The sequence below is a fragment of the Methylobacterium sp. WL116 genome (genome assembly GCF_008039455.1).
Lineage (GTDB): Bacteria > Pseudomonadota > Alphaproteobacteria > Rhizobiales > Beijerinckiaceae > Methylobacterium.
In genome coordinates this window covers 1-981 of the sequence record NZ_VRUV01000926.1, presented here as the reverse complement: position 1 = coordinate 981, position 981 = coordinate 1, and the positions used below count along the sequence as shown (strand labels likewise).

The window sequence follows — 981 nt, the reverse complement described above, 5'->3', positions numbered from 1 at the left end:
TCGAGACGGCCGAGCCCGCGGCGGAGCCGCCGGCCCAGCGCGTCCAGGTCACCGAAGCGCTGCCTCCCGACGGCGAGTGATCGCTCAGGCGCCGGATCGCTTCGCGTTCGCGAGCTGAGCCAGCGTGTTCTGCGCGCCCATCGCCTGCGCCATGTCGGCGGCCGACTGGCCGGCGGCGTCGCGGCGGTCCGGGTCGGCGCCGTGGGCGAGCAGCAGGTCGACGATCTCGGTGCGGTCGAACATCGCCGCGGTCATCAGCGCGGTGCGGCTGCCGTCGCCGGTGCCGTCCACCGCCGCACCGTGGACGAGGAGCAGCCTCGCGATCGCGACGTCGCCCTTGAAGGCGGCGCCGGCGAGCGGGGTCTGGCCGCGGTCGTTGGGAAGTTCCGGGTCGCCGCCGGCCTCCAGGATGACGCGGGCGGTCTCGGCCTGGCCGTTGTAGGCCGCCAGCATCAGCAGGCTGTCGCCCTTGTCGTTGCGGATGTTGGCCGGAAGCCCCTGCCCGAACAACTCCGCCAGCTCGGCGGCATGCCCCATCCGCGCATACTGGAACAGACGACCGGCGAAAGCGACGGTCTCGTCGTCAAGGGCGGGCGGGGACGCGTCAGCGGACATGCAGCGATCTTCGAGCCAGGGGAGCGACACCGCCGATCTGGCGCCGCCCCCCCGTCCTGTCCAGTCCGGTCAGGCCGCGGCCGAGACCTTCGGTGCGCTCAAGCCGCCGAAGCGGCGGTCGCGGCGGGTGAATTCGGCCATCGCGGCCGCGAGGTCGGCCTCGCCGAAATCGGGCCACATCCGCTCGGTGAAGTGGAGCTCGGCATAGGCCGCCTCCCACAGCATGAAGTCGGAGAGGCGCTGCTCGCCGCCGGTGCGGATCAGCAGGTCGACGTCCACCGGCGAGCCGTGCATCGCGCCGGCGATCTCCGCTCCGAACGCCTCGCGCGAGGCGGGCTGGCCGGCGAGCCGCGCGGCGGCGGCGAG

The 981-nt window shown here is 73.7% G+C and carries 2 protein-coding genes; both read right to left on the bottom strand.

Annotated features, from left to right (window positions below):
• Nucleotides 1-84 precede the first annotated feature (84 nt).
• Nucleotides 85-615 carry an ankyrin repeat domain-containing protein gene (locus FV223_RS28540; RefSeq protein WP_147729986.1) on the bottom strand — a complete coding sequence of 177 codons (531 nt, stop codon included), beginning with the start codon at nt 613-615 and terminating at the stop codon, nt 85-87.
• A 69-nt stretch (nt 616-684) separates the two neighbouring features.
• Nucleotides 685-981 (bottom strand): undecaprenyl diphosphate synthase family protein (locus FV223_RS28535; protein ID WP_187276294.1); only part of this gene is annotated, 297 nt, incomplete at its 5' end.